Below are 20,426 nucleotides of genomic sequence, written 5' to 3' on the forward strand. Positions count from 1 at the left end.
CGTCCCTTTCGGAACGTGAAACCCACGAAAAATCAAGTCCGATCCCGCCTCTTGGATCTATTGCCAGCCGTTGGAGATAGCCTCCCGTTCTTCCCGCGCGCTGAGGGACCCACCAGAAGGCTCGCTATCACCATTAAACTGACGCCCGCCAAAGATGCGATCTAAAAAACCGCCTGAACCGGACTTTTGTGTGGCAGAGCTAAAAGAAGTTCGTTCTGACGAACCGCCGGACGACGAACCGCCGGATGACGATCCACCCGACGAAGAGCGGGAAGAGGAAGGAGAAGAGGAGCCTCCGCTGCGACCGGAGTTGCCTTTGCTTTCCGAGCTTCTACCGGCCGATTTGTTTCCTGCCGAACTGTTACCGGTGGAGCTTTTTCCGCTCGAACTGTTACCAGTTGAGTCGCCGCCGCCCGAACGGCTGCCACCTGTGTCGCCGCCACCGGAACTGCTGCCACCGGTGCTGTCACCGCCGGAGCTTTTGCTACCGCTGTCACCACCGGAACTCTTGCTTCCGCTGTCGCCGCCGCGGTCTCCACGTTCGCTGCGGCCTCCGCGATCGCTGCGACTGCCGCGATCACCGTGCGAATCTGCGGCCGCGGCAATGCTGTCCTTCATGTCGAACAAGGGGCTGAAGTAGACAAGAGAGAACATCATTGCCGCAGCTGCAACACCCGGCAGTATGCGAAACATCGCAGAGAGGCGGTCTTGCAATGTAATCTGGCGGGCGCGTTTCATCTGATGCGATTCAATTCGTAATAAGGGGTTTTTGGCGGTCGACGAGAGCGGTTTTACGACCTTCGCACGCATAACACCTGGGCAATCTTTGTTCTTCCCGAAGATAGTCTAAAAAAAGTCGGGATCAAAAGGTCTCCTTACGTGTTGTCTCGCTGAGAGCGGTTTTGCGGAGAACTCCTTGCCTGAAGATACGTTAAAGACGGAGATGATCCGTCTGCTCCCGAAGCTGAGGAGTTTTGCTTTAAGGCTGTGCCGGAATCCGGATCAGGCAGACGATCTGGTGCAGATGACATGCGAACGTGCAATCCGATCGCTCGACCAGTTCGATCCGGCCACCCGGCTCGACAGCTGGATGTTCCGGATTTTGCAGAATCTGTACTTCAATTCGGTTCGCGACACCGCAAACCGGGCCAGGCTTTTCGACCTTGCCATGCTGGATTTCGAGGAAAGCTACGACGGCGCGAAAGCCGCCGCCGACAGCCTGGAACTTCAGAAAGTGCAGGATTTCATTGGCGAGCTGGAAGAAGACAACCGCGAGGTGCTTCTGAAGATCGCCGTTGAGGGCAGAAGCTACAAGGATGTGGCGGATGAACTCGGCGTTCCGATTGGAACGGTAACCAGCCGGCTTGCCCGCGCAAGACTGAAACTGCGCGAGTGGCTGGACACGAACGATGCCCCGCAGGGCGTCAGGCTGCGCAGCATGCCAGGGGGTATGTGATGACATTTGACGAAAAGCGCGAACAGATCCTGCTTGCAAAGGATATCGGCAAGATCCTGGACGAGGAAGGTTCGGAAGAGGAGCGTGCAACTCTGCTTCGCCGGATCGACGCGACTGGTGGCGGACATGATCTGCTGGAGCAGATGTCCAAGGACAATACCATTCTGCAAAAAGCGGTTGCTGCGCCGGTGCCTGACGAATCAATGGCACGGTTCGAAGCACTCATCGAAAAGGAATTCGCCAAGCGCGAAGGTCCTGCGCCCCGTCATGCGCATGCGTCCTGGACAGGCGTGCTGATCCAGATCGCCGCCGCACTTGTGATGGTTGCCGGCACTTTCGGCTTTACCACCTACTGGATGCAGACGCGGATGGACAGTGCCGTGTCTTCTCTTGCCGCACATATGGAAACTGAGCGGATGCTTTTGGCACAGACCGTCCAGGAAGCGCTGGAAACGAAAGTCAGCGGCGAGCCCGTGTTCGTTGGGCAGGAAGGCGACTGGCGCGAGATCCTGACGCCGATCAAGACCTACCGCAGCAAGAGCGGGCACTGGTGCCGCGAGTACCTTCGCGAGACCACCTTCAGCAGGCTGGACCTTTCCATCCGTGGCACGGCCTGCCGGGACGAGAACGGCACCTGGGTAACCGTGTTCGCCGAACCGGTGTCCGACAAGTTCTCGCCGCAGACCCCAGGCATCTGACCGGGGGCCGGGACCAGGAAAACAGAGAAGTCGCCGCGTGTTGCCGTAACAGGTGCGCGCGGTTTCTTTTTTGCACTGAGCCCCGGTTTTCCACGCATTGTTGCGTTGCCGAACTATCATCATTGCGACGCATGTTTTTCCAAGCCCGGCAAATTGCCGCCTTAGACCTTTTACCGCAATTGACAGGTGCCGTGTCGGTCAGTACCGTCCCCCGCCATGCGCCACGATTGGCTCAATTCTGCCGTTTGTAACCTAGCGTCATGAGGGCAGAGAGCCGGAGAATGCGGTGCGGTGAAAGCCGGCCCAGCAAGAGGTTGAGACCAAATGAAGATCCTCGTACCCGTAAAACGGGTCATCGACTACAACGTGAAGGTCCGTGTGAAGGCGGATGGTTCTGGCGTCGATCTTGCCAACGTCAAGATGTCCATGAACCCGTTTGACGAAATCTCCGTCGAAGAAGCCCTTCGGCTGAAGGAAGCGGGCAAGGCGAGTGAAGTGATCGTCGTGTCCGTTGGGCCGCAACAGGCCACCGAAACGCTGCGCACCGGCCTTGCCATGGGCGCCGACCGCGGCATTCTGGTGAAGACCGACGACACCACCGAGCCGCTGGCAGTCGCGAAGATCCTGAAAGCGATCGTCGAAGCCGAAGAGCCGGGTCTCGTGATCCTCGGCAAGCAGGCGATTGACGACGACTGCAACCAGACCGGCCAGATGCTGGCAGCCCTCCTCGGTTGGAGCCAGGGCACGTTTGCCTCCAAGGTTGATCTGGGCGACGGCACTGTCGATGTCACCCGTGAAGTGGATGGCGGCCTGCAGACCGTGAAGCTGAAGCTGCCGGCCATCGTGACCACGGACTTGCGCCTCAACGAGCCGCGCTATGCGTCCCTGCCGAACATCATGAAAGCGAAGAAGAAGCCGATCGACGAAAAGTCTCCGGCCGATTTTGGTGTCGACACCACGCCGCGCCTCACCGTTGTCACCACCACCGAGCCGGCATCGCGCCAGGCCGGTATCAAGGTCGGTTCCGTTTCCGAGCTGGTCGACAAACTCAAGAACGAAGCCGGCGTCCTTTAAGACCCGTCGCAGGAGGATAAAACATGACAACACTTCTTGTGGCCGAATACGCCGGTGGCGAACTGAGCGATGCCACGGCAAAGGCCCTGACGGCTGCCGTCGCTCTTGGTGCCGACGTTCACGTCCTGGTCGCCGGCAAGGGCGTTCAGGGCGTTGCGGATGCCGCGTCCAAGCTTTCCGGCGTCGCCAAGGTTCTGCTTGCTGAAAGCGATGCGCTGGAGCACCAGCTGGCCGAGCCGACCGCCGATCTGATCGTCGGCCTCGCAGGCGATTATGACGCGATCGTTGCCCCGGCAACCGCCAACGGCAAGAACACCCTGCCGCGCGTCGCAGCCCTTCTGGACGTGATGCAGATCTCCGACGTGACGGCTGTTGTCGATGCGGATACTTTCGAGCGTCCGATCTACGCGGGCAACGCGATCCAGACCGTGAAATCCGGCGATCCCAAGAAGGTGATCACCGTGCGGACTTCCACGTTCGCGGCTGCGGAGGCAGGCGGTTCTGCCGCTGTTGAAACTGTTGCGGGCACGGACGGTTCGGGTCTTTCGGAATTCGTCGGCGAGGAGCTTTCCAAGTCCGACCGTCCGGAACTGACGTCTGCCAAAATCATCATCTCCGGTGGCCGCGCGCTCGGTTCTTCCGAAAAGTTCCAGGAAGTCATCATGCCGGTGGCCGATGCCCTCGGTGCGGCGGTCGGTGCATCGCGCGCCGCCGTCGATGCGGGCTACGCCCCGAACGACTGGCAGGTCGGCCAGACCGGCAAGGTGGTCGCTCCGGATCTCTACATTGCCTGCGGCATTTCGGGTGCCATCCAGCACCTTGCCGGCATGAAGGATTCCAAGGTGATCGTCGCGATCAACAAGGACGAGGAAGCTCCGATCTTCCAGGTCGCGGACTATGGCCTCGTGGCGGATCTCTTCGACGTGCTGCCGGAATTGAAGGCTGCCGTCGAGTAACACCTGCGGCAAATTGATCACGGACCCCGGGGCGAATAACAGTTTTCGCTCCGGGGTTCTTGCTGTTCGGCGCAAGACTTGCCAAAAATAGCCGCAACCCGTCCAATCGGGATGTTTTCTAAAGATCGGATTTTCAGGATGGCAGTCGAAATCAAGAAAGTCGGCGTAATCGGCGCTGGTCAGATGGGCAGCGGCATTGCGCATGTGTGTGCACTTGCGGGCTTCGACGTGGGATTGAGCGATCTCTCCATGGAACGGATCGAATCCGGCCTGGCTTCGATCAACGGCAACCTGGCGCGCCAGGTGTCCAAGTCCATGATCACCGAGGAAGAGCGCAACGCGGCGCTGGATCGCATCAAGGCAGCCGAAGACCTCGATCTTCTGCGTGATGCAGACCTGGTGATTGAATCCGCCGTCGAGAACGAGCAGGTCAAACGCAAGATCTTTTCGCAGCTTTGTCCGATCCTGAAGCCCGAAGCGATCCTGGCGACCAACACTTCGTCGATCTCGATCACGCGTCTTGCCGCTTCGACCGATCGTCCGGAACGCTTTATCGGCATCCACTTCATGAACCCGGTTCCGGTCATGGAGCTGGTCGAGCTGGTGCGCGGCATAGCCACGGAAGACGAGACTTTCGAAGCCTCGAAAGGGTTCTGCGTCCGTCTCGGCAAGCAGATTGCCGTCGCAGAGGATTTCCCGGCCTTCATGGTCAACCGTATCCTTCTGCCGATGATCAACGAAGCGATCTATACGCTCTATGAAGGCGTCGGTTCTGTTGATTCCATCGACAAGGCCATGCGTCTCGGGGCCAATCATCCGATGGGGCCTCTGCAGCTTGCGGATTTCATCGGCCTCGATACCTGCCTGTCGATCATGCAGGTGCTTTACGAAGGTCTGGCGGACACCAAGTATCGTCCGTGCCCACTGCTCGTGAAATACGTTGAAGCAGGCTGGCTCGGCCGCAAGACCCAACGCGGTTTCTATGATTACCGCGGCGAGCACCCGGTTCCGACCCGGTAATCGGTTCGCCAGCCACCGCAGAAGCCCCGGTAACGATGAACCTAGCCCGCTATTGCCTGACCAGCGCCGCCCCGGACCCGGGCAAGACGGCGCTGGAACTGGTCGGGGCCGGTGGCGCCCTTCTGGAAACATGGAGCTATGGCTCGCTGACGCGGGCCGTTCTTTCGGTTGCCGCGGGTTTGCGCGCCACGGATCTTTCGCCCGGTGACCGTATCCTTCTCAGGATCGGTCACTCCAGTGATTTTCCGCTGGCGTTCTTCGGGGCGATTGCGGGTGGTTTCGTGCCGATCCCGACGTCTTCCCAACTTACTGCATCCGAAGCAGAAGCGATCCTGGCCGACAGCGGCGCGCGGATGGTGCTGCACGATGGTCACACCGTGCTGCCGACCGCGGGCAGCGCGATGTTGCTGGGTCCAGAGGCCTTGGTCGAACTGAAGCAGGCAGAGCCGGGAGACTTCGCGGAGACCCACGCTGACGACCCGGCTTTTCTTGTCTATACGTCCGGTACCAGCGGCACGCCGAAGGGCGTCCTGCATGCGCAGCGCGCCGCCAGTGCGCGCCGGCCCATGTATTCCGGCTGGTATGGCATCGGCGCTTCCGACCGGCTGCTTCATGCCGGAGCATTCAACTGGACCTATACGCTTGGTGCCGGCTTGATGGACCCCTGGGCCAATGGCGCGACCAGTGTTGTTTATGATGGGCCCCGAGACCCGGACCTCTGGCCGGAACTGATGACAGACACAAGGGCGACGCTGTTTGCGGCCGTGCCCAGTCTCTACCGGCGTATCCTGAAGTATGGCGCTGTTACGCCCGCCTCCTTTCCCGACCTTCGCCACGGCCTGACGGCCGGAGAAGCGCTTCCGGCAAGTCTTTATCGGGAGTGGAGGGAACGCACCGGCCGCGAACTTTATGAAGCGCTCGGTATGAGCGAGATCTCCACCTATCTCTCCAGCAGCCCCAGCGTTCCGGTAAAGCCGGGTTCCCCGGGTAAACCTCAGGAAGGCCGGAAGGTTTCCATTCTCAGCGAGTTGGATGACACGCCGGTGCCGGTGTCCGGAACGGAGACAGGGCTTCTGGCTGTTCACAGGGATGAACCGGGCCTGATGCTGGGATATTGGAACCGTGCCGAGGAAACAGCGGCCGCATTCAGGGGCGACTGGTTCCTGACCGGCGACAGGGCGCGTACGGATGAAGACGGCTATTTCTGGTACGAAGGCCGTGCTGACGATCTGATGAACGCTTTCGGCTACAGGGTGGCCCCGGAAGAAGTGGAGCGGGTGCTGGCAGCTGACCCGCAAGTGCAGGAGGTGGCCGTGACGGCGGTGCCTGCGCGCGAAGGCGTCAGCCTGATAACGGCCTTCGTGGTGCCGGCCCTCCCCGGACAGCTGGATGCCGACCGTCTTGCCGCTCATGCGGCAGAAAACCTGGCGGAATACAAGCGTCCCAAGGTTTACAAGGTGCTGGAACAGTTGCCACGCACACCGTCCGGCAAGGTCCGGCGCAGTGTCTTGCGGGAGGGGCACTGACATTCGTTAACACCTGATTAAGGGTAGGGGGTTAGGATGGCCACAACCTCAGGAGTTAATGATGGACAGCGTTGGCATTGCCACGACATTCGTTGCGCAGACCCAGGCACAGACAGCCCAGACGCTTCAGGCAGAGATGATGAAGATGGCCGCCCAGCAGGACGCCAATCTGGTGGCGCTGCTGCAGCAAGGGGCTGACAATCTTCAGGCTCAACAGGCCACAACACCTCCCGGTCTCGGCGGACGGGTAGACGTCAGCGCCTGATCCCGTTCCTTTGCAGTTTTGTTAACGGCCCGTGCGGATTTGCCCCGCACGGGCCGTTTTCGTTGCGCCGCCGGGTGACTTTTTTCGGAGGAAGCCTGAAAAGGGCCTCTCGAGAGATGCTTCTGAAAGTTACGGTCTTTCAGATGCTTATCCATAATTACGTAAAGTTTTAAGAAAAATATTCCGATCAATTCAGTAATTGAGTCAGCAACTCTGAGAGTTGTTTTGGAAATTTACCTTTGAATTCAGGTATTTCATTCAAGATGAACATTGAAATCGTATCCAAGGATTGGAACGACCATGCCTGAAGCAATAGGATATGGAGCATCCCAGGCGTATCAGCCGAACCAGGCCAACACGCGTGCGGGCCAGGTTGCAGAACAAGCCGAAGCGTTCAAGACCAAACGCTCCGAAGCTGCAGCCGTGATCGCGCAACGTCAGGCGAGTTTCAGCACGAACCGGGCAGAATTTCTGAGCCGGCAAGCTGAGCAGCTGGAAAATCGCGCGGAAACGCGTCGGCTGGAAGATGGTGTCGGACTACAGGTCAACATCCTGGCCTGATGTGACGCATCATCCGGACAAGCCGACTGGAAGCGTAAGACGAACGAACAAAAGCCGGAGCGCCCGATTGCAAGGATGACGGGTGACTAACGGCTGCGGACAAGCCTCATCACCACGGCGAAGGAGTAACCCATCATGCCGAGTGCTATCGACAGTTCCTCTTCCTCGGCCGCCTACAGCGCTGCAAGTGTTCGCAGCGAACTTGCTGCCAATGCGGTAAGGGACCAGAACCAGCAGGAGCGCCAGGTCGCCGAGCGGCTGGAGCAGGCTCAGGCAACCCAGGAAGAAGACCGGCGCGAGTCGCGCCGCATTCCAGGTCTGGGCAACGCGGTCGACATCAGCGTCTGAACCGGAGGAGGTCACCTCCACCGGCTTCGAAAGGTCTGATGATCTTGATACTTCTGGCGGCAGCCGGACGTCAGGCGTCCGGGGCCGCCATTGCGTTTTTAATAAGCGCCTTGGCCTCGCCGGAGGCCCATTCGGCGGGGCCGTACATGGTACCGATCTCGCAGCCCTTCGGGCTAACCAGAATGGTTGTCGGCAAACCGGTTGCCCGCGCAACCTTGCGCAAGTCCTTCAGAAGATCGTTCGAGCTGTCCTGATAAAAGGCGAGATTGCCGACGCCGATCTCGTTCAAAAAGTCTTTCGGCTTTTCCGGTCCGCCCCGGTCGAGATTGACCGCAACCACCTCGAAATTGTCGTCTCCCATCTCCGCCTGCAGTTCGTCCAGCGCCGGCATTTCCTTGCGGCACGGGGCGCACCATGTTGCCCAGAGATTGAGGAGCACTGTCTTGCCGCCGAAGTCCGACAGCGCCATCTGCTGGTCGTCAGGCCCCTTGAAGGTCAGGTGCTGAAGGTCCAGCGGTGCGCTTGCGGGAAGGAAGGCGGCCACTTCTCCAGTGGCGAAAGGCTTGGCTGCCGCCGCAAAATCGAGCGCAGCCGAACAGCTTTGCGCACCGGCGATGTTGCCATTCGGTCCAGCGATCACGTATAGAGCCGCTACGGCGGCCACTGCACCCGCAAGCCCGGCGGCGACAATGCCGCGTCTGTTGGTTTTCGCTGGTTCGGTTGGCTTTGTCATTCGTTCACACCCCGCAAGGGGGCGCCTTCTAAGGGACAGGACATGAGCAATCGCATGTGGGGAGGCCGGTTCGCTGAGGGACCGGACGCCATCATGGAGGAGATCAACGCCTCCATCGACTTCGACCGGAAGCTATATAAGCAGGACATCGACGGCTCGAAAGCCCATGTGCGCATGCTCGCGGAAAAAGACATTGTGACGCGGGACGATGCCGACAAGATCGTTCAAGGTCTAGACACAATCCTGTCAGAGATCGAAAGCGGCAAATTCAAGTTTTCCCGCGCGCTTGAAGACATCCATATGAACATCGAGGCGCGCCTTGCCGAGCTGATCGGCCCGGCTGCCGGACGCCTGCATACGGCGCGCTCGCGCAATGACCAGGTGGCGACCGATTTCCGCCTGTGGGTGCGCGACACGCTCGATACGCTCGACGACCAGCTGGGTGAGCTGATGCAGGCTCTGGCGGAAAAGGCGGAAACCCATGCCGCCGACGTCATGCCCGGGTTCACGCACCTGCAGTCGGCCCAGCCGGTGACCTTCGGACACCACATGCTGGCCTACGTCGAAATGTTCGGCCGCGACAGGGGCCGTGTGCGCGACGCGCGCAAGCGCATGAACGAATGCCCGCTTGGTGCGGCGGCGCTAGCCGGCACGTCCTTCCCGATCGACCGGCGCATGACCGCCAAGGCGCTCGGCTTCGACCGTCCGTCTGCCAATTCGCTCGATGCCGTTTCCGACCGTGATTTCGTCATCGAGGCGCTGGCGACGGCGTCTCTCACCGCCATGCACCTGTCGCGCCTTGCCGAGGAAATCGTCATCTGGTGCTCGGCGCAGTTCGGCTTCGTGAAACTGTCGGACAAGTTTTCGACCGGTTCGTCGATCATGCCGCAGAAGAAGAACCCGGATGCGGCGGAACTGGTGCGTGCCAAGTCGGGCCGCATCTACGGTTCGCTGCAAGCGCTTCTGGTGATGATGAAGGGCCTGCCGCTCGCCTATTCCAAGGATATGCAGGAAGACAAGGAGCAGGCTTTCGACGGCCTGGCCAGCGTTTCCCTGGCTCTTGCGGCCATGACCGGCATGATCCGCGATCTGGAGCCTGTCACCAAGGCGCTGAAGAAGGCCGCGGGCTCGGGCTATTCGACTGCAACGGACCTCGCCGACTGGCTGGTTCGCGTTCTTGGTCTGCCGTTCCGCGACGCTCACCACGTGACCGGGCGCATCGTGGCGATTGCCGTCGAGAAGGGCATCGAACTGCACAAGGTTTCGCTGGAAGAGATGCAGGCGGTGGAACCGAAGATCACCAACGAGATCTTCCAGGTGCTGTCCGTCGACAAATCCGTACGCAGCCGAACCAGCTATGGTGGCACGTCGCCGGTAAACGTACGCAAGCAGGCACGCCGCTGGCTGAAAGAGCTGGCCAAGGCCTGATGGCCCATTGAAGGTCGGCTTTCCCCGCAACGCACGGCGCGAACTGGTCTTGCCGAACGCGCCGTGTCATGCGAGGAGAAGGACCGGTATGTGACTTTGTAAGAACTCCCGTGTCCGCCCGGACGCGGGGCAGTCGATCCAAAAAGGCATGATGGTGATGACAATGCGGTTCAAAACCCTGGCTCTGGTCGGTCTTTGCCTGAGCGTGACCCTGGCAGGGTGTGGCCGCAAGGGCGGGCTGGAAAACCCGGGAGCGCCTGTGCAGCAGGCGGACGCCGCGGTTGATCCTGCTGTGGCAGCACCGGTTCAGCCGGAAGCGCCGCAAAGCGACAAGCCCTTTTTCCTGGATTTCATGATCCGATAAACCATTCGCGCAGCGGCAGAGCCGGCTGCGCATCGGAGCGAGCCGGCTCTGCCGAGGCAACCGATACGCTCCATCGTTTCAATGCCGATCAGCTTCCGCACGGTCTGGTAACACCGACCGGCCCTGAACCTGATCCAGCCGCATGAGGGCCGTCCCTTGCATCACTTCGATTACAAGAATGGCGAGCTGTTTGCCGAAGACGTGGCGATCGAGACGATCGCGCGTGAAGTCGGCACACCGTTCTACTGCTATTCCACGGCAACGCTCACCCGTCACTACCAGGTGTTTGCCGCCGCATTCAGCGATATTCCGTCGTTGGTCTGCTATGCGATGAAGGCAAATTCCAACCAGGCGGTCCTGAAGACGCTTGCACAGCTTGGTGCCGGCATGGACGTGGTCTCGGAAGGTGAATTGCGCCGTGCACGGGCTGCGGGCGTTCCTGCGTCGAAGATCGTCTTTTCGGGGGTCGGCAAGACCGAGGCCGAACAAGCCTACGCGCTTCAGGAAGACATCTTGTGCTTCAACGTGGAGTCCGAGCCCGAGTTGCGCCAGCTTTCACGGGTTGCCACTGCAATGGGCAAGACCGCACGGGTGTCCATGCGCATCAACCCGGACGTCGATGCCAAGACCCATGCCAAGATTGCGACCGGCAAGGCCGAGAACAAGTTTGGTATTCCCTGGCAGCGTGCACGTGACGTTTATGCCGAGGCAGCGGCTCTGCCCGGTATCAAGGTCACCGGCATCGATATGCACATCGGCTCGCAGATCACGGAGCTGGAGCCTTTCGACAACGCATTTGCGCGTCTAGGCGAGCTGATCACGGATCTGCGCTCGCAAGGCCACACGATCGACCATGTCGATCTCGGTGGCGGACTGGGCATCCCCTATATCACCGATAACAATCCGCCGCCGCATCCGGACGCTTATGCCCAGGTGGTCAAGAAGCATGTGCGCGAACTGGACTGCATGGTCATGTTCGAGCCAGGCCGCATGATTGCCGGCAACGCCGGCATCCTGGTCACCGAAGTCGTCTATGTGAAGGAAGGCGCCGACAAGAATTTCGTCATTGTCGATGCCGCCATGAACGACCTGATCCGTCCGACGCTTTATGAGGCCTATCACGAGGTGCGCCCGGTGCGCGAACCGGGGAAAGAAACAGACCGAATCAAGGCCGATATCGTCGGTCCGGTGTGCGAAACCGGTGATTTTCTGGCCCAGAACCGGGATATGCCCAGGGTAGAAGCCGGGGATATGCTGGCGGTCTATTCGGCCGGCGCCTATGGCGCAGTCCAGTCCTGCACCTACAATTCGCGGCTTCTGGTGCCCGAAGTGCTCGTAAATGCAGACCAATTTGCCGTTATCCGCCCCCGGACCAGCTACGAAGACCTGCTCGGTCTGGACCGGATTCCGGACTGGCTCAAGGGTTCGTGAACAGATCGGCTGACAATTAGTTGAACCGACAGGTTGCCGGACAGCCCGCTATGCCTCACCTTATTGTATGGTGGGCAGGTCCAGCGGGCTGCGTTTCCGGAGAAACGGGCAGTTCGGGGGGCAAAACCGGAGGTGCCATTGAGCCCGAGCGACAGCGATCCCGATCAAGAACGACAGATTTCTTCCGAGACCTACGGCTGGCGGGCCTTGATCCGATCCCGGCTGGACAGGCTGGTGCGCCAAAGCCGCCGTGCCTTGTTCATCGAACGCCTGTGGCGTGCTCTGCTTCCGGTGCTGGTGGTACTCGGCCTGTTTGTCGGGCTGTCCTGGCTTGGTCTGTGGCTGGTCCTTCCCGCCTGGGCAGGCCCGCTCGGGCTTCTCGTATTCGCTGCCGCCACCGTTTGGGCGGCGCGGGATCTCTTCCACCTTGCCTGGCCGACGCGCGAGGATGCGCTTTCCCGGGTCGAAAAATCCTCGGGCCGTACCCACCGTCCCCTGACAACGCTTGAAGACGAATTGTCGGTCGGTGCGAGCGATCGCGAAAGCCAGGCCATCTGGGCGTTGCACCAACGTCGCACAGCCGAAGCAGTTGCAGCGATCCGTTCGAAAGCGCCGGATCCGCAGGCCTTCCGACGCGATCCCTGGGCGCTTCGCGTCCTGGCCGCCAGTGTACTCCTGATCGGCTTTTCGACAGCAAGTGGCGATCATTTCGGCCGGCTGGTCTCGGCCTTTCAGAACCCGTTCAAGACAGTGGAACCGCCCAGCCGTCTCGACGCCTGGGTCACGCCACCGCTCTATACCAGCGAGCCACCGATTTACCTGACGGGCGAAAGCGCCCAGTTGCGCGACCCGGGTGCGCCGATCTCCGTGCCGGAAGGGTCGATACTTGTGGTCCGCACGCAAGGCGCACGTGATCTCAAGATGACCTACGCCCGTGCGGAAGACGCCGAGCCTAAGGTGATCGAACCTGAACTTGGGACAGAAACGGAAGATCCGGATCTGAAAACGCTTTTGCCGGTTGAACGCCGGCTCGAGCTGGAAACCACCGGTATCGTCGAGCTGCTCAATGGCGAAGAGCCGATGCTGAGCTATGTCTTTGCGGTGAAGCCCGACGATGCGCCGGATATCCGGTTGACGGACGATCCTGAAGAACAGCTCAGCGGCGCGCTCAAGTTTTCCTATCTAGTGAATGACGACTATGGCGTTGTGGCCGCCGAGGCTCGCATCGCGCCCCTGCCTAATCCGGACAACAACAACCGGGCTCCGCGCCCGCTTGTGGAAGCACCCCAGTTCCCGCTTTCACTGCCGCCGCGCGCCGGCACAGCCAAGACGGCGGAAACCATCCGGGACCTGACGTCGCATCCCTGGGCCGGTTCTGAAGTCAATCTGTCGCTGCTGGCGCGTGACCAGGCCGGTCAGGAAGGGCAATCGCCCGCGTACCGCATTACCCTGCCCCAGAGACGCTTCGGCAAGCCCTTGGCCCGCGCTGTCGTCGAACAGCGCCGTAATCTTGCGCTTGATGCCGAAAGCCAGGGCGAGGTCATCATCGCGTTCGACGCCCTGATGCTGGCGCCGGAAATGTTCGACTTCAAGCCGCGCAACTATCTGGGCATGCGCTTTGCCTATGGCTCTCTCGTAAACGCAAAGACAGACGAAGACCTGAAGGCCCTGTTGCCGCTCTTGTGGGACCTGGCCCTGTCGATCGAGGACGGTGACCTTTCCGCAGCCGAACGCAAGCTGCGTGATGCCCAGGAGGCCCTGCGCAAGGCGCTGGAAGAAGGGGCGAGCGACGAGGAAATCGCCAAGCTGACCCAGCAGCTGCGGGAAGCCCTGAACGAATACATGCAGGCACTGGCCGAGCAGATGCGCCAGAACCCGCAGGCCATGCAGCCTTTCGACGGCAATCAGCAGACGCTCAGCGAACAGGACCTGAGCGAAATGCTGGACCGGATCGAGGAGCTGGCGCGTACCGGCTCCCGTGATGCTGCCCGCGAGCTGCTGGCACAGATGCAGCAGATGCTGGAAAACCTGCAAGCAGGCCGGCCGCAGATGATGCCCAACAGCATGTCCAGCGAAATGATGGAGATGCTCAACCAGTTGGGTGAAATGATCCAGCGGCAACAGCAGCTGATGGATGAAACCCACAAGTTCAACCAGGACCAGCAGCAGCAGCGCCGTGGTCAACAGCAGCAACCCGGTCAGCAACAACAGGGCCAGGGACAGCAGCTGACCCAGGAGCAACTGGAACAGATGCTTCAGCAGCTTCAGGAGGGCCAGGGTGACCTGGCACAGCGGCTGCAGGAACTCATGGACCAGCTTAGCCAGAACGGCATGGGCCAGAACCAGGCGCTGGGCGAAGCCGGCGAGTCCATGGGCGAGGCTCAGCAGTCCCTGGGTGATGGACAGGGTCAGCAGGCGCTCGGCGAGCAGGGCAACGCCCTGGATGCCCTTCGGCGCGGCGCTCAAGGCCTGACGGAGCAGATGATGGGTCAGGGCGAAGGTCCGGGATCGCCCAACGGCGCGTCGCCGATGGACGAAGACCCTCTTGGCCGTCCGCGGCGCACCGAGGGCCCGGACTTCAACAACCGGGTGCGCATCCCCGACGAAATCGATGTTCAGCGGGCGCGCAGGATCCTGGAAGAGCTCCGGCGTCGCTTCTCCGATCCTTCCCGGCCGCAGCTGGAGCTCGATTATCTGGAACGGCTCCTGAAGCGGTACTAGGCCCGTTTCTGACAAAGGTTCACGACCCCGCTTCGGCGGGGTCAATTGTTTTTGACGGTGATGTTTGTGTTTGTGGCCCATCCTTCGAGACAGCGCTTCGCGCTTCCTCAGGATGAGGTGGATCTTGTGGCAACGAGATATCCGAATGTGGCTGGGCTCTCCGCGGGGCTTACAAAAGGCCTCACCTCAAAAAGACAACCTTTTCCTGAGGAGCGCACGTGCGCGCGTCTCGAAGGATGGGCCGCTTGCTCAATTCTCTGTGTTCTGAAGGAATACGGTGACTACCGGCGTGATCAGCCCAAACAAAAACCCCGCCGAAGCGGGGTCTTGGGTTTCGGAATTGCGGCGGCAGGCCTTACGCGTAGCGGCGGGTCTCGCTCGGCAGATCGCCGGAAATGGCGTTGCGCACGGCCTTGCGGATATCGGCCAGCGAAAACGGCTTGGTGACCACGTCATGGACCAGGGATTCCAGGCCATTGGCCCGTTCACGCTGGTCGGCAAAGCCGGTCATGAGGAGGATCGGCAGCCGTGGATAGTCGCGCGCCGTATGCAGAGCCAGGGCGATGCCGTCCATGACGGGCATCTTGATGTCGGAAAGCAGCAGGTCGAAGCTGCCCTTCTCGCGGGTCAGAACTTCGACGGCTTCGCCGCCATCCTCGGCCGCTTCAACGGAATGACCGTCAAGCTCCAGGGCACGCTTTACGAAGCTGCGGACAGCTTCATCGTCTTCAGTAAGAAGAATGCGAGCCATGCTCACTCTCCTGTGTTGCCGTCAGCCGCTCCGTCGTCCGGGGCGACAACGTATCCAATATAGGGCAACTGCCGCCAAGCGTGGCCCATATCCATACCATATCCGACGACAAACTTATCAGGACAGGCAAAACCGACATAATCGGCAGATATGGCAGCTTTACGGCGCTCGGGTTTATCCAGCAGAGCTGCGATCTTCACCGAGTGTGCGCCCCTGTTCAGCAGCCGCTCCCGCGCGAAGGCGAGCGTGCGACCGGATTCCAGGATATCATCCACTAAAATAATATCGCGCTCGTTAACGTCACTTTCAACATCGCGCAAAATCCGGATGGTGTCGGAGCCTTCAGTCCCGGCGCCATAAGAGGACAGGTGCATGAACTCCATTTCCGGCTGCAGCCCTGCCCGGTGCATTGCCCGCACAAGATCGGCCGCAAAAATGAAGCTGCCTTTCAGAACCGCGACAACCAAAAGATTTTGCGGTTTGCCCTCGGCGATTTCCTCTGCGAGCGCGCCAACACGTTGGGCAATGGCGTCTTCATCGAACAGAGTATGGATATCTGATGTCATGGTCACTCTAGAACTACCTGGCGTTGGCCGCGTTCAACAAACCGGACCTGGATATCGGACGCGGTTTTCGGAGGGTCGGCTAATATCGTCCTGAACCGGGTTTCGTCCAGTGCGTTTAGCGATTTTGTTCTGGGCTCGACAGTCCAGGCATAAACTTCCTGCATGTCCGCACCACGGATCGACAGGCGCACGGCGGGCACCGAGTTCAGTTCATCAAGCAGGTTGCGGATCGATCCCTCGACCACGAGAACCTTCTTGCCGTCCTCGACCTCGGTGAAGGTGCGCAGGTTGCGGAATTCAAGTCCGCGCAGATTGACTTCAAACCCGATCATCCGGAACAGGCTTGCCAGGTCAGGAGACTGTTTGACGAGCGAGTCTCGCATGAGGACAAACAAAACACAGGCCGCAACCGCGACGCCGAACAGCGCAACGCCGCCAATGCGCCGATAATTTCGCCGCAGGATCCAGTTGAGGATCGCACCGATCTGGTCTCGCCGGAACTTGTTCGGATTGACGATGATCTTCGGCCGCTTGGCCATGGATTCGATGTCGGCCTTGTTTTCAGGCTCACCGGTCCGGGCGTCTTCCTTCAGATCCGCAGCGAATTTTGCCTCGTCGCTGGCCGTACGGGCGGCTGCGGGTTCGGGAGCGACGGCCGCTTCGGGTTCGTCGTCCTCGTCATCCGCTTCCGCGTCGAACGTTTCTTCTTCCGCGTCGGCTGCCCAATCGGCTTCGTCCTGTGCGGGATCTTCTTCAACGGAAGGAGGTGCAATTTCGTCGTCGTCGTTCTTTGCGCTGAACGCAACATCGCCTTCTTCGTCATCGTCGGGCGAAACGAACCAGCGGTTGCCGCACTTGGCGCATTTGACGCTACGCCCTTCCGGGCCAAGCGCCTCTACCTTAATCTCGTAGGACGTACTGCAGTCCGGACATTTGATCTTCATGTGCGAAGACCTTTCGCCATGGCATGCTCTAGCGGTTCACTTTGGAACCGGGGGGTCGAAATCCGGCACGAAATATTGGACAAGGGCCAAGCAAATCCTATGACGGGCTTTCAGGTCCTTAATGGACCTTTATATGATTAATGCACCGTTAACGGCCAGGCTATAGCGTTCGGGCCATCAACAGGAGTAATTTTGTGATCCGCTTTGAAAATGTCGGATTGAGATACGGAATGGGATCGGAAATCCTGCGCGACCTGACTTTTCAGATCGAGCCGCAGTCGTTTCAGTTCCTGACCGGTCCCTCGGGGGCAGGCAAGACCAGCCTGATCCGGCTCCTGTTCATGTCCCTGCGCCCGACCCGAGGTCTGATAAAGGTTTTCAACCGCGATCTGAGCGTGATCGACAAGCAGGAATTGCCGAAGCTCCGGCGCAAGATCGGCGTGGTGTTTCAGGATTTTCGCCTGCTGGACCATCTGACAACCTATGAAAACGTGGCCCTGCCACTGCGCGTGGTGGGAAAGGACGAATCCGAATACCGCTCCGATGTGATTGATCTGTTGAAATGGGTCGGACTTGGGGATCGCATGCATGTGCTGCCACCGGTGCTGTCGGGTGGGGAAAAGCAGCGTGCGGCCATTGCGCGGGCGCTGATCACCCGGCCGGAGGTGCTGCTCGCGGATGAGCCGACCGGTAACGTGGATCCGCCACTTGCACGTCGTCTGTTGCGCCTTTTCATCGAATTGAACAAACTCGGCACCTCTGTCGTCATCGCGACCCACGATATCGCGCTGCTGGAACAGGTGGACGCCCGGCGCATGGTGCTTGCCGACGGGCGCCTCTCAATTTTCGATTAGGCGGCATGATGGCTCAGTCCGACGACACAGACAAAAAACAGGCAAGCGCCGCCAGTGTTCGCCCGCCCAAGCGAGCCGAACGACCGAAGCGTGGCCGAAAGCCGACGCGCAAGGCCGCACCCAGGCCGAAGAACGAAGCACCCCAGGGGGACGATGCCAAGTTGCGGCCCTCCGCGGCGATCGTTCCGCCACAGGCAGTCGCCGGGCGGGCTCTCACGCTGGTGGTGGCCATCATGAGCTTTCTGGCCTGTTTGACGGTCGGTGCAGTGTCGGTGGTGTGGGACGCAGCCGATGCGTGGCAGAACGATCTGGTGCGTGAGATCACCATTCAGATCCGCCCGGCCGAAGGCGTCGACATGCTGCGGGAGATCGACAAGGCCGTTGCGCTTGCGCAGGAGTTTCCGGGCATCGATTCCGTACGGGCACTGTCCGATGCCGAAACCAAGTCACTGCTGGAGCCCTGGCTGGGCGAAGGCCTTCAGCTTGACGGCCTGCCGGTGCCGCGGCTCATTCAGATCACGGTCGGGGATCCGGAACTTCTGAACCTGTCGCAGTTGCGCTCGATGGTCTCGCAGAGCGTGACGGGCGCGAGTGTCGACGATCATTCCGTGTGGACATCTCGTCTGTCGGCCATGGCAGGCGCGGTGGTGCTGGGCGGCTTTGCGATCATGGTGCTTGTGCTCGGCTCGATGGTCTTGAGCGTCGTCTTTGCGACCCAGGCAGCCATGGCCGGCAACAAGGACGTCGTCTCCGTTCTGCATTTCGTTGGAGCGGAGGACGGTTTCATCGCTCGTGAATTCCAGCGCCACTTCCTGATGCTGGGCCTGAAGGGCGGTGTTTCCGGCGGTGTTGCGGCCATCCTGGCCTTTCTGACGGTTGACATGCTGACCCGGCAGAGCTCCGGCCAGGCGGGGTCGGACCAGATGTCGGCTCTCTTCGGCGGCATCTCCGTCAGCCTGCCCGGCTACCTCGGTGTATTCGGTGTGGTGTTCCTCGTCGCGATCCTGACAGCCCTGACTTCTGGCCTCGCCGTCAAGGCCCATTTGGCAAAAGTGGATTGATTTTATCGCACAATGCCGTGAAATTGGCCGAATCACTTATCATAGTCGCGCCATGACCCATGCTGACACAGTGTTAGACCCCGTTCTGGACGACGGTTCTTCCGTCGTTGGCGATCGGCGTGTGTCCGTATCAAAGGACAAGGGCACAGCACGCAGGAACGCCACAAGCGGCGATGCGCGCAAGAAACGCTTCGGTCTCAGAATCCTTTTCGTTGCCGTCATCACGGCTCTTGTTGCGGGAACCGTCGGACAGTTTGCCATGTTCGCGCAGAAGGTTGCCAATGCCAGAGTGCCGGCTTCCGCAAATGCGGATGCCATTGTCGTGCTGACGGGCGGGCATGCCCGCGTCAACGAGGCAATCCGCCTCCTGGAAGAAGGCCGTGCCAACCGGTTGCTGATTTCGGGCGTTCATCCCGGCACCACGCGTGAACAGCTTGCCGCCGTTACAGCGTCCAGCATGCCGCTGGAAAAAAACAGTGTCGATCTTGACCGGGTCGCGCTCAATACAGCGGGCAATGCGGTGGAAACCGCCAACTGGGTCAAGAAGAACGGGTTCTCGTCCCTCCTGGTCGTGACCAGTGCCTACCATCTGCCGCGTGCCAAGGTGGAACTTGCCGGCGCCCTGCCGAATGTCGCCCTGATTGCCTATCCGGTCTTTTCCAAGGACCTGAAGCTGGACAGCTGGTACAGGGAACCGGCAACGATGCGGCTTCTCATGCGCGAATATGTGAAGTATATCCTCGCCCGACTCCGGATTACCGTGCAGGGTGTGCGCTGACAGCTGTCGGACCACGGCCGAGCGGTGGCTTCACCCACGACCAGTCTTTATGGTGCCATGGTTTTTCTGCGCTCTACCCTTTTCCAGATCCTGTTCTATCTCGTCACGTTCGTGCTGATGATCCTGTTCGCACCAGTCATGCTGCTGCCGCGGCGCTGGGGCTGGTGGGTGGTGCCGACCTGGTCACGGGTGTTGCAGCTGCTGATGCGTGTCTTTGCGGGCATCAAGGTGGAAGTCCGGGGACGGGAAAACCTGCCTGACGGTGGTTTCATTGCCGCCATGAAGCACCAGTCCGCCTGGGAGACAGTGGCACTGATCCCCCTTTTCAGAAGCCCGACCTTCATCCTGAAACGCGAGCTGCGCTGGATACCGATTTTCGGCTGGTACACAGCCAAGTTCAAACAGATCCCGATCAACCGGGGCAAGCGGTCCGAAGCGCTGGCGGCAATGATGCTGGCCGCCAAGGAGGCGATTGCCGAAAAGCGCCAGATCCTGATCTTTCCGGAAGGCACCCGCCGGCCGGCCGGGGCAGAGCCGAAATACAAGTTCGGTATCGCGCATCTCTACCGCGACCTGAAATGCCCGGTTGTCCCGATCGCTCACAACGCCGGCCTCTACTGGCCTCGCGCCTCGTGGAAGGTCTATCCGGGCACGGTGATTGTCGAGATCCTGCCGCCGATCGAGCCGGGCCTGGCGCCCAATGCCTTTTACGAAAGAATGGTCACGGATATCGAAACGGCCAGCGATCGACTGATCGAGGAAGCCCGCACGGCCCGCAAGCCCTCGCCGGTGCTTGAAGAAGTCGACACGCGCCGCAAGGCACAGCCGGCCTGAAAAAAAGACCGCCCCAATGCGTTGAGACGGTCTTTCAGTTTGAAGGGGTCCAGGCGA

The 20,426-nt window shown here is 60.3% G+C and carries 22 protein-coding genes; 17 read left to right on the forward strand and 5 right to left on the reverse strand.

Annotated features, from left to right (window positions below):
• Window positions 1-57: 57 nt before the first annotated feature.
• Entirely contained in the window at window positions 58-810 is a 753-nt protein-coding gene (locus FIV03_RS06285; protein WP_152509030.1) for a hypothetical protein, read from the reverse strand.
• A 133-nt stretch (window positions 811-943) separates the two neighbouring features.
• Between FIV03_RS06285 and FIV03_RS06290 the strand changes: the two genes are divergently transcribed.
• The 9 genes from FIV03_RS06290 to FIV03_RS06330 all read left to right on the forward strand — a co-directional run bounded on the left by FIV03_RS06290 (window position 944) and on the right by FIV03_RS06330 (window position 7,904).
• A complete protein-coding gene (locus FIV03_RS06290) occupies window positions 944-1,456 on the forward strand; it encodes an RNA polymerase sigma factor (protein WP_023002517.1) in 513 nt (170 codons plus the stop codon).
• Window positions 1,456-2,154, forward strand: a complete 699-nt coding sequence (locus FIV03_RS06295) for a hypothetical protein (RefSeq protein WP_152509031.1) — start codon at window positions 1,456-1,458, stop codon at window positions 2,152-2,154. Before FIV03_RS06290 ends, FIV03_RS06295 begins: the two co-directional genes overlap by 1 nt.
• A gap of 324 nt (window positions 2,155-2,478) precedes the next feature.
• On the forward strand, window positions 2,479-3,228 hold the full coding sequence (locus tag FIV03_RS06300) for an electron transfer flavoprotein subunit beta/FixA family protein (protein WP_023002519.1): 750 nt from the start codon (window positions 2,479-2,481) through the stop codon (window positions 3,226-3,228).
• A 23-nt stretch (window positions 3,229-3,251) separates the two neighbouring features.
• On the forward strand, window positions 3,252-4,184 hold the full coding sequence (locus tag FIV03_RS06305; protein ID WP_055660182.1) for an FAD-binding protein: 933 nt from the start codon (window positions 3,252-3,254) through the stop codon (window positions 4,182-4,184).
• A 138-nt stretch (window positions 4,185-4,322) separates the two neighbouring features.
• On the forward strand, window positions 4,323-5,204 hold the full coding sequence (locus tag FIV03_RS06310) for a 3-hydroxybutyryl-CoA dehydrogenase (RefSeq protein WP_023002521.1): 882 nt from the start codon (window positions 4,323-4,325) through the stop codon (window positions 5,202-5,204).
• Between the two features lie 35 nt (window positions 5,205-5,239).
• Entirely contained in the window at window positions 5,240-6,730 is a 1,491-nt protein-coding gene (locus tag FIV03_RS06315; RefSeq protein WP_152509032.1) for an AMP-binding protein, read from the forward strand.
• Between the two features lie 58 nt (window positions 6,731-6,788).
• Window positions 6,789-6,995 carry a hypothetical protein gene (locus FIV03_RS06320; protein WP_152509033.1) on the forward strand — a complete coding sequence of 69 codons (207 nt, stop codon included), beginning with the start codon at window positions 6,789-6,791 and terminating at the stop codon, window positions 6,993-6,995.
• 300 nt (window positions 6,996-7,295) lie between these two features.
• Window positions 7,296-7,556 (forward strand): hypothetical protein, encoded by a 261-nt coding sequence (locus tag FIV03_RS06325; RefSeq protein WP_023002524.1) that lies wholly within the window; start codon window positions 7,296-7,298, stop codon window positions 7,554-7,556.
• A gap of 135 nt (window positions 7,557-7,691) precedes the next feature.
• Entirely contained in the window at window positions 7,692-7,904 is a 213-nt protein-coding gene (locus FIV03_RS06330) for a hypothetical protein (RefSeq protein ID WP_055660176.1), read from the forward strand.
• Between the two features lie 70 nt (window positions 7,905-7,974).
• Here FIV03_RS06330 and FIV03_RS06335 read toward each other — a convergent pair whose 3' ends face one another.
• Complete coding sequence (locus FIV03_RS06335) at window positions 7,975-8,637, reverse strand: TlpA disulfide reductase family protein (protein ID WP_023002526.1); 663 nt, start codon at window positions 8,635-8,637, stop codon at window positions 7,975-7,977.
• 42 nt (window positions 8,638-8,679) lie between these two features.
• On the opposite strand from FIV03_RS06335, the gene argH reads away from it, so the two are divergent.
• The 4 genes from argH to FIV03_RS06355 all read left to right on the forward strand — a co-directional run bounded on the left by argH (window position 8,680) and on the right by FIV03_RS06355 (window position 14,581).
• On the forward strand, window positions 8,680-10,065 hold the full coding sequence (gene argH, locus FIV03_RS06340; protein WP_152509034.1) for an argininosuccinate lyase: 1,386 nt from the start codon (window positions 8,680-8,682) through the stop codon (window positions 10,063-10,065).
• A 163-nt stretch (window positions 10,066-10,228) separates the two neighbouring features.
• On the forward strand, window positions 10,229-10,429 hold the full coding sequence (locus FIV03_RS06345) for a lipoprotein (RefSeq protein WP_145903830.1): 201 nt from the start codon (window positions 10,229-10,231) through the stop codon (window positions 10,427-10,429).
• A 156-nt stretch (window positions 10,430-10,585) separates the two neighbouring features.
• Window positions 10,586-11,860 carry a diaminopimelate decarboxylase gene (gene lysA, locus FIV03_RS06350; protein ID WP_152509035.1) on the forward strand — a complete coding sequence of 425 codons (1,275 nt, stop codon included), beginning with the start codon at window positions 10,586-10,588 and terminating at the stop codon, window positions 11,858-11,860.
• Window positions 11,861-11,998: 138 nt separating this feature from the next.
• Window positions 11,999-14,581, forward strand: coding sequence for a TIGR02302 family protein (locus FIV03_RS06355; protein ID WP_209009874.1), 2,583 nt, complete (start codon window positions 11,999-12,001; stop codon window positions 14,579-14,581).
• Window positions 14,582-14,936: 355 nt separating this feature from the next.
• Here the strand turns inward: FIV03_RS06355 and FIV03_RS06360 are convergent, their stop codons facing one another.
• The 3 genes from FIV03_RS06360 to FIV03_RS06370 are packed head-to-tail and all read right to left on the reverse strand — an operon-like array spanning window position 14,937 to window position 16,842.
• Window positions 14,937-15,332: a response regulator gene (locus FIV03_RS06360; RefSeq protein ID WP_023002531.1), complete on the reverse strand. Its 396-nt coding sequence runs from the start codon at window positions 15,330-15,332 to the stop codon at window positions 14,937-14,939.
• 2 nt (window positions 15,333-15,334) lie between these two features.
• The gene (gene hpt, locus FIV03_RS06365; protein WP_035907880.1) at window positions 15,335-15,898 is read right to left on the reverse strand and encodes a hypoxanthine phosphoribosyltransferase; all 564 of its coding nucleotides are present in this window, start codon (window positions 15,896-15,898) and stop codon (window positions 15,335-15,337) included.
• Window positions 15,899-15,900: 2 nt separating this feature from the next.
• Entirely contained in the window at window positions 15,901-16,842 is a 942-nt protein-coding gene (locus tag FIV03_RS06370; protein ID WP_152509036.1) for a zinc-ribbon domain-containing protein, read from the reverse strand.
• Window positions 16,843-17,036: 194 nt separating this feature from the next.
• Here FIV03_RS06370 and ftsE point away from each other — a divergent pair, with 194 nt between their 5' ends.
• From ftsE to FIV03_RS06390, 4 genes are read left to right on the forward strand one after another with little or no spacing between them, the layout of a single operon-like run.
• Window positions 17,037-17,696, forward strand: coding sequence for a cell division ATP-binding protein FtsE (gene ftsE, locus FIV03_RS06375; RefSeq protein ID WP_031270017.1), 660 nt, complete (start codon window positions 17,037-17,039; stop codon window positions 17,694-17,696).
• Window positions 17,697-17,704: 8 nt separating this feature from the next.
• Window positions 17,705-18,757, forward strand: coding sequence for an ABC transporter permease (locus FIV03_RS06380; protein ID WP_152509037.1), 1,053 nt, complete (start codon window positions 17,705-17,707; stop codon window positions 18,755-18,757).
• Window positions 18,758-18,809: 52 nt separating this feature from the next.
• The gene (locus tag FIV03_RS06385) at window positions 18,810-19,535 is read left to right on the forward strand and encodes a YdcF family protein (protein WP_023002536.1); all 726 of its coding nucleotides are present in this window, start codon (window positions 18,810-18,812) and stop codon (window positions 19,533-19,535) included.
• A gap of 24 nt (window positions 19,536-19,559) precedes the next feature.
• On the forward strand, window positions 19,560-20,369 hold the full coding sequence (locus tag FIV03_RS06390) for a 1-acyl-sn-glycerol-3-phosphate acyltransferase (RefSeq protein ID WP_209009875.1): 810 nt from the start codon (window positions 19,560-19,562) through the stop codon (window positions 20,367-20,369).
• Window positions 20,370-20,426: the final 57 nt, after the last annotated feature.

The organism is Labrenzia sp. THAF187b (assembly GCF_009363375.1).
Taxonomy (GTDB): domain Bacteria; phylum Pseudomonadota; class Alphaproteobacteria; order Rhizobiales; family Stappiaceae; genus Roseibium; species Roseibium algicola.

Bases quoted from the DNA above. Each gene is read 5' to 3' on its own strand.
- FIV03_RS06300 (WP_023002519.1), top strand. From the start codon at position 2,479: ATGAAGATCCTCGTACCCGTAAAACGGGTCATCGACTACAACGTGAAG.
- argH (WP_152509034.1), top strand. From the start codon at position 8,680: ATGAGCAATCGCATGTGGGGAGGCCGGTTCGCTGAGGGACCGGACGCC.
- FIV03_RS06320 (WP_152509033.1), top strand. From the start codon at position 6,789: ATGATGGACAGCGTTGGCATTGCCACGACATTCGTTGCGCAGACCCAG.
- hpt (WP_035907880.1), bottom strand. From the start codon at position 15,898: ATGACATCAGATATCCATACTCTGTTCGATGAAGACGCCATTGCCCAA.
- FIV03_RS06325 (WP_023002524.1), top strand. From the start codon at position 7,296: ATGCCTGAAGCAATAGGATATGGAGCATCCCAGGCGTATCAGCCGAAC.
- FIV03_RS06360 (WP_023002531.1), bottom strand. From the start codon at position 15,332: ATGGCTCGCATTCTTCTTACTGAAGACGATGAAGCTGTCCGCAGCTTC.
- FIV03_RS06330 (WP_055660176.1), top strand. From the start codon at position 7,692: ATGCCGAGTGCTATCGACAGTTCCTCTTCCTCGGCCGCCTACAGCGCT.
- FIV03_RS06305 (WP_055660182.1), top strand. From the start codon at position 3,252: ATGACAACACTTCTTGTGGCCGAATACGCCGGTGGCGAACTGAGCGAT.
- FIV03_RS06285 (WP_152509030.1), bottom strand. From the start codon at position 810: ATGCGTGCGAAGGTCGTAAAACCGCTCTCGTCGACCGCCAAAAACCCC.
- FIV03_RS06385 (WP_023002536.1), top strand. From the start codon at position 18,810: ATGACCCATGCTGACACAGTGTTAGACCCCGTTCTGGACGACGGTTCT.
- FIV03_RS06310 (WP_023002521.1), top strand. From the start codon at position 4,323: ATGGCAGTCGAAATCAAGAAAGTCGGCGTAATCGGCGCTGGTCAGATG.
- FIV03_RS06335 (WP_023002526.1), bottom strand. From the start codon at position 8,637: ATGACAAAGCCAACCGAACCAGCGAAAACCAACAGACGCGGCATTGTC.
- FIV03_RS06380 (WP_152509037.1), top strand. From the start codon at position 17,705: ATGGCTCAGTCCGACGACACAGACAAAAAACAGGCAAGCGCCGCCAGT.
- FIV03_RS06315 (WP_152509032.1), top strand. From the start codon at position 5,240: ATGAACCTAGCCCGCTATTGCCTGACCAGCGCCGCCCCGGACCCGGGC.
- FIV03_RS06370 (WP_152509036.1), bottom strand. From the start codon at position 16,842: ATGAAGATCAAATGTCCGGACTGCAGTACGTCCTACGAGATTAAGGTA.
- FIV03_RS06290 (WP_023002517.1), top strand. From the start codon at position 944: ATGATCCGTCTGCTCCCGAAGCTGAGGAGTTTTGCTTTAAGGCTGTGC.
- FIV03_RS06345 (WP_145903830.1), top strand. From the start codon at position 10,229: ATGCGGTTCAAAACCCTGGCTCTGGTCGGTCTTTGCCTGAGCGTGACC.
- FIV03_RS06295 (WP_152509031.1), top strand. From the start codon at position 1,456: ATGACATTTGACGAAAAGCGCGAACAGATCCTGCTTGCAAAGGATATC.